At 46.7% G+C, this 10,409-nt stretch carries 9 protein-coding genes; all 9 read left to right on the forward strand.

Annotation, left to right across the window (positions count from 1 at the left end; genetic code table 11):
• A partial coding sequence (locus MCUTH_RS10530) for a glycosyltransferase family 2 protein (protein ID WP_330219249.1) occupies window positions 1-1,032 on the forward strand: 1,032 nt, incomplete at its 5' end.
• A gap of 179 nt (window positions 1,033-1,211) precedes the next feature.
• Window positions 1,212-2,243 (forward strand): Gfo/Idh/MocA family protein, encoded by a 1,032-nt coding sequence (locus tag MCUTH_RS10535; RefSeq protein ID WP_066958754.1) that lies wholly within the window; start codon window positions 1,212-1,214, stop codon window positions 2,241-2,243.
• Window positions 2,233-3,120 carry a hypothetical protein gene (locus MCUTH_RS10540; RefSeq protein ID WP_066958755.1) on the forward strand — a complete coding sequence of 296 codons (888 nt, stop codon included), beginning with the start codon at window positions 2,233-2,235 and terminating at the stop codon, window positions 3,118-3,120. The genes MCUTH_RS10535 and MCUTH_RS10540 overlap by 11 nt, the downstream gene beginning before the upstream one ends.
• A complete protein-coding gene (locus MCUTH_RS10545; RefSeq protein ID WP_066958756.1) occupies window positions 3,117-4,205 on the forward strand; it encodes a DUF354 domain-containing protein in 1,089 nt (362 codons plus the stop codon). Before MCUTH_RS10540 ends, MCUTH_RS10545 begins: the two co-directional genes overlap by 4 nt.
• A gap of 41 nt (window positions 4,206-4,246) precedes the next feature.
• A complete protein-coding gene (locus MCUTH_RS10550) occupies window positions 4,247-5,545 on the forward strand; it encodes a nucleotide sugar dehydrogenase (protein ID WP_201784946.1) in 1,299 nt (432 codons plus the stop codon).
• 15 nt (window positions 5,546-5,560) lie between these two features.
• Complete coding sequence (locus MCUTH_RS10555; protein WP_066958758.1) at window positions 5,561-6,760, forward strand: glycosyltransferase family 4 protein; 1,200 nt, start codon at window positions 5,561-5,563, stop codon at window positions 6,758-6,760.
• Window position 6,761: 1 nt separating this feature from the next.
• Entirely contained in the window at window positions 6,762-7,835 is a 1,074-nt protein-coding gene (locus tag MCUTH_RS10560) for a glycosyltransferase family 4 protein (RefSeq protein ID WP_066958759.1), read from the forward strand.
• A gap of 5 nt (window positions 7,836-7,840) precedes the next feature.
• The gene (locus MCUTH_RS10565; RefSeq protein WP_066958760.1) at window positions 7,841-9,709 is read left to right on the forward strand and encodes a DUF6541 family protein; all 1,869 of its coding nucleotides are present in this window, start codon (window positions 7,841-7,843) and stop codon (window positions 9,707-9,709) included.
• A 404-nt stretch (window positions 9,710-10,113) separates the two neighbouring features.
• The coding region (locus MCUTH_RS10570; protein ID WP_201784947.1) for a transposase at window positions 10,114-10,409 on the forward strand (296 nt) is incomplete at its 3' end.

Consider the following 10,409-nt stretch of genomic DNA (forward strand, 5'->3'; position numbering starts at 1 on the left):
ATCCTGACCCTGGTCCATGACCATCACCTGAAGGTCGCCGGAGCGGAGCGCGAGGGGGCCCAGACCCGGGAACCCCGCTACCGGGGGAGGCGGATCGCCGTGGTGGTCCCGGCGTACAACGAGGAAGAGTTGATCGGGGAGGTGCTCGACGGCATCCCCGACTACGTCGCGAAAGTCTACGCGGTGAACGACGGCTCCTCCGACCGGACCGGGGAGATCATCGAGGACTACGCCCGGCGCGATCCAAGGGTCGTCCCGATCCACCACAGCCCGAACCGGGGGCCAGGGGCTGCAGTTATATCCGGCTACTCCCGGGCTCTCAGTGACGGGATAGATGTTGTCGCAACCATGGACGGCGACGGTCAGATGGATCCCCAGTACCTCTCTAAGTTTCTGGATCCTATCATTGATGGAAAGTGCGACTTTACCCTTGGGAACCGCCTTGGTTCCCCTGAATATCGAGGCCGCATGAGCAAGTGGCGGTTCTTTGGCAATGCGATGCTCACGTTCCTCACAAAGATTGCATCGGGCTACTGGTCCATGATGGATCCCCAGAACGGCTACACCGCGATCTCTCGCCGTGCCCTCGAAAGCATTGACTTCAAAGATATGTACCCCAGGTACGGTTACTTAAATGATCGGCTGGTCAGGCTGAACATTCACGGTTTCCGGATACAGAATATCGCTCATCCTGCGAAATACGGCAACGAAAAATCTTCCATCAAATACGGCCGTTATATCGTTCGGGTCTCAAACCTTCTCCTCCGGACGTTTCTCCGGCGGCTCAAGATGAAGTACGTGATACTCAGCTTCCATCCCCTTGTCTTATTCTACCTCTTTGGATCGATCCTGTCAGCGATCGGGGTAGTGGGTGGAGCGATTACGCTGTGGGAAAAACTGGTCTGGGGCTACCCTGTTCTTTTCGTTCATGGTGCTCTCTCGATGCTGGCGTTTATGATGGGGGTTATGTTCCTCTCGTTTGCGATGCTCTTTGATATGGTCGCAGAGAGACAGGGTTACGGGTGGTACTGAGGATGAAAATACTAGTCAGTATTAGCCACCCTGCCCGGGTACACTATCTCAAAAAGTTGCACCCGGGAAAGGGATGTGGCGTTCATAAAACACCTCGTAACAGCCAAGATGAGGGGTTGTGTTGTTGATGAACTATGACAGTTATGCAATTGGCATTATAGAGATCATGGAGGATTAAAATGAACGAAGAAATAAGCGTTGGCGTTGTTGGGATGGGGAAAATGGGCATTATGCATGCCGGGATCCTCAATAACCTAAACGGTGTATCAGTTAAGGCAGTAGCAGATACGCAAAAGTTAATCACCCACTTTATTGAGAATCAGCTCACAGGAATCAATGCCTATGATAACTACGAGGAGATGCTCTCAAAAGAAGATTTAGATGTCGTATACATAACTACGCCAACGTCATTGCACCCAAGAGTCGCAGTGAATTGCGTTAACAATGGCATTCCGTTTTTTGTTGAAAAACCCCTGGGCATTAATACGGAAAGTTGTGCCCCGCTGTTAGAGTTGCTCCAGGAGACATATGTTACAAATATGATAGGTTACTCAAAACGTTTTGTTAGCACATTTAAAATGGCAAAACAGATTATTGACAATAAAGAACTGGGAGAAATGATCTATTTTAACTCAACAATGTATGTATCCCAGCTATTTTCAAGGGGCAGAGGGTGGAGATATGATAAAGGGATAAGTGGAGGAGGCGTCTTAAATACCTTAGGGACGCATTTGATAGATCTGCTTCTGTGGTTCTTTGGCGATTATTCGTATGTCCAGGGGGGAACAAAGCGTTACTATTCTTCAGATGTAGAAGATTTTGCACATGCATATATCGCATTTAATAGCGGTATCGAAGGGACAATCGATACTTCATGGAGCGTTCGGAATTATCGACTACCAGAAATTAAAATTGAAGTACATTGTTCCAGAGGCATGTTTGTTGTCACTGATGACTACATAAAAATATTCACTGATGCCGATAATGCTTGGAAAGAGTATTATAAACAAGATTTTGTCAGTGGAGTGGATTTTGACCTTGGGGGGCCAGAGTACACGATGGAAGATAAGCACATGGTCGAGTGTGTAAAGAAAAACGTGAAAACAGATCTTGATGTTTTCGAAGGTTTTGCAGTTCAAAAAGTTATTGAGGAGATTTATAAAACTGCAAGCAATAAAGCCGAAATGGGGGTGAATACTCATGACTATTGATAGGATTTTACTGGGACATAATCAGTTTATCGGAGTGGACCATTTTTCTCAAGAGAGAGCAAGAAATAAGGCATCTCTCTTTAAAGACAATCAAAGAATCCTTGATATTCTAGATACTTTCCTTGAGCAAGGTGAAAGGGGGATGATGCTCTCTACTCACCCCAAATCAAGAGAAATTCTGGCAGCAATCAGTACAAAACCTGAATTGTCGAATAACATTAATATCTACCCCCTTATCCCCTATGCACAAGGGTATATCAGAAAAGCCAATGAGCAAGGGCTTGTTACAATGATTACAGATTCCCTGAGTTCTGCAAATACATCAAAGAAATTCAAAATACTATTTAAAGGTGGAATGGGATATCTGAAAAAAGATCACACTGATATTCTCTCGACAATGATTGATTTAGAACTGCTGCCGTTTAATAAATTTAATACGAGATCGATATTTCTCCATAACATTCTAACGGATCTAGCTTTAGCATTTAAGGCCCAGAATATATTTGAATTTTATATTGATTACATTAAAGAAAACTATAATGCCACCCCTGCATTTGGAACTGTGAATTTTGTAAAGTTAGTTGAGGCTTTTGAGGAATGGGGGCTGCCAAAACCTTTAGTTATGTCATCTTTTAACAAAATAGGCTTCCAAATGAATCCCTCAAAGGCAGCGTGCGAAGAGTGCCTAAAAAATTATAAAGTTGATGTATTAGCAATGAGTACGCTTGCTTCAGGTTACATACCGCCGAAAGAAGCGTATGAGTACCTGTTCTCGTTGCCAAACATCAAGTCTGTCGTCGTAGGTGTGTCCACTAAAGAGCATGCTCGTGAGACAATTAATCTAATCCACTCTCACCTAGGGAATGGACTAATATGAGAATTTTAATAGATATAGGGCACCCAGCCCACGTTCATCAATTTAGAAATGCGATTCATCTATTAGAAGCACGAGGCCATGATGTGCTGGTCACCTCTCGAAATAAAGAGGTAACATTTGCATTGCTCGATAAATACTCAATACCATATGTGAAAGTGGGAGATTACGCAAACAACAATATTAAAAAAGCAATAAACATGTTTAAAATCGATGCAGAACTGTATTCTGTGACAAGTAAGTTTCAACCGGATATTTTGATCGGCGGGGTGGGAAATGTGTATATTGCACACGTTTCATGGCTACTACGCAGGCCCTCAATTTTATTCAACGATACGGAGCACGGTAAATTGCAAGATCAATTGTCGTATCCTTTCACAACAACAATTTGTACCCCCTCCTGCTATACGAGAGATCTCGGTGAAAAGCAGGTCCGATATAATGGCTACCACGAGCTCGCCTACCTCCACCCAAACCGCTTCACTCCAGACCCCGCCGTCCTCACCGAGCTCGGCCTCACCGAGGACGACCCCTTCATCATCGTCCGCTTTGTCTCCTGGCAGGCGAGCCACGACGTCGGCCAGCACGGCATCCGCGACAAGGTCGGGCTCGTGAAGGCGCTGGAGCAGTACGGCCGGGTCCTGATCACCTCTGAGGGGGCGCTGCCGGAGGAGTTGCAGCCCTATCAGATCCGGGTCTCGCCGGAGAAGTTGCATGATCTGTTGTATTACGCGACGCTGTATGTGGGGGAGGGGGGAACGACGGCGTCGGAATGTGCAGTGCTCGGCACTCATGCTATCTACGTTAATACTCTCCCGTTAGGCTATATCGCCGAGGAAGATGAGAAGTATCACCTTGTTTCTGATTTTTCCGGCCGGGACTGTACCGACGAGACCGTGCTTGCCGAAGCGAGGAGATTGCTGCAGAATCCGGACCTGAGAAAAGAAGGGAAACAGAAAGCTACGACCCTCGTGCAGGATAAGATCGATGTGACTGCGTTTATGGTCTGGTTCATCGAGCACTATCCTGAGAGCGTCGACCTGATGAAGAGCCAGCCTGGAATTCAGCAGCAGTTTGGGTATCATTAACACCACGCGGAGAAACCATGCAGAACCTACTATCAAAAATTATGGATCAGAGTGCAGAAATCGGTATCATCGGCCAGGGATATGTCGGCCTCCCGCTCGCGATGGCCTTTGCGAAGAAATTCACCGTCTTCGGGTACGACGTCTGCTCAGAGACCGTTGAGCGTCTCCGGGCCGGGAAGTCGCACATCCAGGACGTCACGGACGAACAACTCTCCCGGTACCTCGGGAAGACCTACTTCCCGACATCCAATCCCGAAGACCTCCGCCGGTGTGACTTCCTCATCATCTGTGTTCCGACCCCCTTATCGGAGGATAAGATCCCCAACCTGAGTTACATCAAGAGCGCCTGCAAGACCATCAAGACCATTCTTCACCCCGGGCAGTTCGTGATCCTCGAGAGTACCACCTACCCCGGAACGACCGATGAGGTAGTAGTTCCGATCCTGGAAGAGACCGGGCTCGTCGCCGGCAGCGACTTCGGCGTTGCCTACTCCCCCGAGCGGGTGGACCCCGGGAACAAAAAGTTCCCCATCGACAGGGTCCCGACCGTCGTCGGCGGCATCAATCCCGAGTGCACCGAGGTTGCCGCCGCCCTCTACGGGAGTGTTGTGGATCAGGTCGTCCCGGTTCGCGATGCCCGGACGGCGGAGGCCGTGAAGATGGTCGAGAACATCTTTCGGAACGTGAACATTGCTCTTGTCAACGAAATGGCCCTCATCTTCGAGCGGATGGGCATCGACACCTGGGAGGTGATCGATGCCGCGGCCACCAAACCCTACGGCTTCATGCCGTTTTATCCTGGTCCGGGTATCGGCGGCCACTGCATCCCCCTCGATCCCTACTACATGTCCTACCGGGCGAAGAAGTACGGTTTCATCCCCCGCTTCATCGAGACCTCCGGCGAGATCAACGAGTTCATGAAGATGCACGTTGTCAACCTCGCCGAGCGCGGCCTCCGGCAGGTCGGCAAGCGCCTCTACGGTGCGAGGATCACCGTCATGGGCCTCGCCTACAAGAAGAATATCAACGACCCCCGGGAGTCGCCCGCAATCAAGATCATCGAGGAGCTTGCAAACCTCGGGGCCGAGGTGCGGGTGTATGACCCATTCGTTCCCTCGATTCGGACGAGGGCCGGGGTCTTCACCTCGGCCGGGAGCGTCGAGGAGGCGCTTTCCGGGGCGGAGTGTGCGGTCTTCCTCGTGGACCACGACGTCTTCCGGGGGATCTCGGTGGAGACCGTGAAGGGGCTCATGGCCTCGCCGGTGGTCGTGGACGGGAAGAATCTGTTCGCGGGCGGCAAGGGGATTGTGTATCTGGGGATTGGGAAAGGGTCTTATTGAGGAGTGTCACGCATAATGTCCTTGGAAGGTGAGGTAGATAATGTAAACTTGGCCGTGATCTGCCATTCCTACAATAATTTCCAGAAAGACCCGATCGATATACTTGCTCCTCGTGTTTCATCAGTAAACGTCTTTGTGAGGGTGAATCCCTTTTCTGAGTTGGGGAAATATCTGTCTATTCCGCAACTCGAACGTTTTTCCTCTGCGTATAAAATAGACCTGACCGGTACCCCGGAGAATGTGCAAGTATCCCCAACTCCCATCTGGTATCTTCCCACAGATCGAGATTACAAAAGACTTGGTGAGAGGCACTATGCTCATGTCAAATCCTTGATTAAGGAACGTGGGACTAAGTTCGACCTCATCCACGCCCATTTCACCTGGTCTGCTGGCTATGCCGGTGCCCGCCTCAAGGAGGAGTACGACGTTCCCTTCGTGGTCACCGGGCACGGCTATGATATCTACTCCCTCCCCTTCAAGGACGATGAATGGCGGGCAAAGATCGAATACGTGCTCAACACCGCAGATCATATCATCACCGTCAGCCAGAGCAATCTTGCCTGCATCCAGAAACTGGACGTCTCCACACCGGTTACAGTCATACCCAATGGCTTCAGGAGCGATCTCTTCTACCCTCGCGATTCCTTAGAGTGCAGAAAGGCGCTCAACCTCCCTCAGGATAAGAAGATCATCCTCACGGTGGGAAATCTGGAGCCTGTCAAGGGCCAGAGATATCTTGTCGAAGCGGTTCAGAGGATCATCCGGGAAAGAAAAAATATCCTCTGCGTCATCGTCGGTGCCGGGAAGGTTCGTACCGCCCTTGAGCGCCAGATCCGCTCGCTTGGGCTGGAGGATTACATTCTGCTTGCCGGCGGAAAACCACACGACGAGATCCCCCTCTGGATGAACGCTTGTGACCTCTTTGTCCTGCCGAGCCTGAGAGAGAGTTTTGGGGTCGTTCAGATCGAGGCTATGGCGTGCGGGAAGCCGGTTGTTGCGACACGGAATGGTGGGAGTGAAGAGGTCGTCATTTCTGACAAATACGGCCTGCTGGTAGAGCCCGCCGACCCCGAAGACTTGGCAGAGAAGATCTTGGTGGCGCTGGACCGGGAGTGGGACCGGGAGGCGATCCTCGCGTATGCGGAGCGGTTTACGTGGGAGAATATTGTGAAGGACATCCTAAAGATCTATAGATCTCTTGGTATAGGTGATTAATATGAAAATTGCTGTTCTAGTCACACATTGGAAAAATACTCATGGGACTGGAGTTACCCGATATGTCATAAACTTAGTTGAGGAGCTCAAGAAGGATCCTGACTTGGAGATATTTGTACTCTATAGGTATGGAGATGACTCTGAGAATTATAAGATTGCTGGGCCGAAGTACACATTCCCATTCAAAGGTATAGCGATCTTAAACAAATTACAACCAGATATTGTATACACGGACACTAATTGGTATTTCCTATTGACGGGAGTCATTTTTAAAAGATTAAGTGGGGCCAAACTAATTACTACAATGCACTCTCATCCCCCTAGATTGCCGTATCTCGGAAAGATCTTGATGCAATATCTCCTTAATTCGTGTGATACTATTACATATGTCTCCGAAGATCTACGAAAAACGATTCACCATGTTTGGGCCATTCCTATCAAAATAAGAGAAGAAATTACGTATGCTGGCGTAAGATCACAGTCGGTTAACGAAAGGGAGGTAAAAGAATTTATTACAAAATATGGGATCTCAAAAACCTCACTCATCTTGTTGATGCAATCGTCACCTATCGCCAGAGTTAAAGCTGATGGTACCAAAATATTAATGCGATCGATCCAGAAGTTGCTGCCAACTTATCCTGAAATTTTACTGATCGTAACTGGTACTGGTCCTTATCTGGATGAACTACAAGAATATGCAGTTACTCTTGGCATTCGGGATAGGGTAATCTTTACGGGTTGGATTGATAACCCCTTTGTTCCTCTCTCTATTTGTGACATTTATACTCACATCTCCTTGGGAGAGGGATTACCTCTTGCTCTTTTAGAAGCGATGTCCATTGGTAAACCCATTGTTGCAACGCCTGTTGGAGGCATACCTGAAGTCATTGATAACGGAAGAAATGGACTGTTGGTAGAACCTGATGCAGATGTTGTGGCAGAAGCCATTGAAAAACTTCTAAAAGATGAAAAGTTAAGGACAAGACTTGGGCATAACGCATATGCTGACTCCAAAAAATATACTTGGGAAAAATGCGCAAATACCTTTTTAGAAGTATTCGAGAGGAGATATTGAGGCAAATGATAAATAATATCCGTCGTGTTCTTATTGAAAAAAAGTCATTATTGAATCCAAAATTACTCAAAATTTATTTCATATTAACATTTTGTCTTATTACTCTATCTTCACTTCTCGTATGGAACATCCCTGCAACAGAATATGAAATCTCGATATACGCTAGCACTCCCCAGTTATTCTGGATCATTATATACCCTATTATGCTGGCCTCGTTCGGACTTTTTATTTTATTACTCCTCAAGAATAATTTAGATGTATCGCTGTACTCGAAACTCTGCCTAATTTCAATATTCCTTTGTTATATCCTGGTAAATGCGCTATTTATCATCCGTGGCTACCACATGTGGAATATGACCGGAGATGGTGCATCCCATCTGGGTTGGACAAAAGATCTAATATCTGCTGGCCATATCCCAGAGCATCTTTTTTATCCACTTCTCCATATTTTCCTAGCTGAGTTAACAAAAGTCACACAGTTAGATCTAGTTATCCTTCACAAAATCGTGCCAGTCATATTAGGAGCTCTATTCGTTCCCTTTATGTTTGTTTTTGCACGATCAATTTTCCCAAAAGAACATACCGGCCCGTATCTAGTTGCTCTCATAAGCTGTTGCTTTATCCTTCCGTGTACTCTACTGGCTCCAAATATGAATTCATATCTAATCTTTCCTCTCATGTTAATGATATATATAATGGCATTTAAAAGCGGTTCTCGTGAGTATATTATTTTATTAGCAGTAATGCTTATCGCAGCTGCTACATTTCACCCAATCACTGCATTTATATACGGCTTAATAATATTTGCAGTATCCGTTTCCCAATTACTTGCACGTAGATACAAAGGATATCTATGCTTTAATATATTTCCAAAAAATCGGGTGAATCTTTTTGCAATATTACTCCTCAGTATCTGGTACTTCTTCTGGCTTCTTCAGTTCTGGTATTTTGGAGTGACGATAAACAATATGTACGATTCGATTATCTCGAGGGCGGATACTCAATATGCAGTAATTGGTCAGGCAATCAGAAATGCTTCTGCTGTTGGAAACAATCCATTTATTGAGATTATTAAAAGGTACGGTCAGCAGATATTAATTATAATTCTCTCCGTTATTGGTGCAATATCTCTGTTTTATCGAGATCATTCTTCTAGGCATTATCAGACACTTAGGTTATTTATTTTTCCGTTTACACTGATTATGGTGTTTATGATTGCTATGGTTGGTGCTCAGGGTTTCACCATGGCAACACGATATCTAAATTATATTATGATAATGGGAGTTCTCTTTTGTGCATATCTCATTGTCAATCTATTTAACCACATGACTAAAAAACCGAATCTTTCCTCGATCGCTGCAGTCATAGTGGTTATAGGGATCACCTGCATGGTAATGACTCTCGGTTTGGTTGATGTCTACCCATCTCCCTATAATGCTAAAGGGTCATATCATACCACTCAGATGAGTGTTTCCGGTATGGAATGGTTCTTTGAAAACAGGATTATTGAAACCCCTCTTGTAGGCATTACTGTTGCTCCTGGAAGGTACGCGGATCTCCTCCTCTCTCCAACCGAAAGGAAAGAACAAAATTTGCCAAATTACATGTTTACGGAACATACGGGTGGAAGAATCGACGATCGACGCCCCCCGGTTCACTTCGGATATGGCAACTCATTATCATTGGGGGATTATTACGATCGGGAGACTGATTTTATCACAAATAGACAGGATATAGAATACTATAGCGTAACGAGGCCCGAGCTAGGCGAGCTCTATTGGCAAAATGAGGATTTTCAGAGATTGTCGAATGACCCGAAGGTAGATAAGGTTTATTGGAATAGTGAATATACAATGTGGAAAATTAGGCCATAGGGGTTCGATTAATTCTACTTCGTATCTCTGTTTTCAATTTTTTAAATATACTAAACATCTCTGAAGGAACATATGCCCAGAATAAGGTCCAATACTTAGATTTCCACAGATGTCGTGTCTTGCAATCTTTTAGGTTATCTCGTGCGATATCGGGCCTGCCCGCTGCTAAATTACGGCATGCTGCCTGGATCTGTTTAGATGCGACATACTCCAGAAGATCTTCTCTCATCTCTGCTGGCACCTCTCCAGCTTGGAGTGCATTTCGTGCAGAGATTGTGAAGATATTTTCTTTAACCGGCTCTATCTTGTTACATGCCCTGTTGGAGAGGTAGCGTAACGAAAGTTCTGTAAAATTGAATTGGCCCTGGATCCAACCTAGATTTGGACAAAGGAGAAACAGGGCCATGGATCCCTTAGCGTTAATCGAAGATTATCTTTCCGATCAGGAGAACGGCATGAAGACGCTCATCACCTGGTTCCTCAACCAGGTGATGCTCCAGGAAGCTCTCCAGCAGGCAGGAGCCGCCCAGTACGAACGCACCGATGCGCGGAAAGCGCATCGAAACGGTTACAAGGACCGATCCCTCAAGACCCGATACGGGGAGACGATCCTCCGGAAACCGCAGTTTCGGGAGTTCCCGTTCGAGACACAGGTCTTTGGACGGTATGCCCGGGTGGAGAAGGCTCTGATTACGGCGAG

This window comes from Methanoculleus thermophilus (genome assembly GCF_001571405.1).
GTDB classification, from domain to species: domain Archaea; phylum Halobacteriota; class Methanomicrobia; order Methanomicrobiales; family Methanoculleaceae; genus Methanoculleus; species Methanoculleus thermophilus.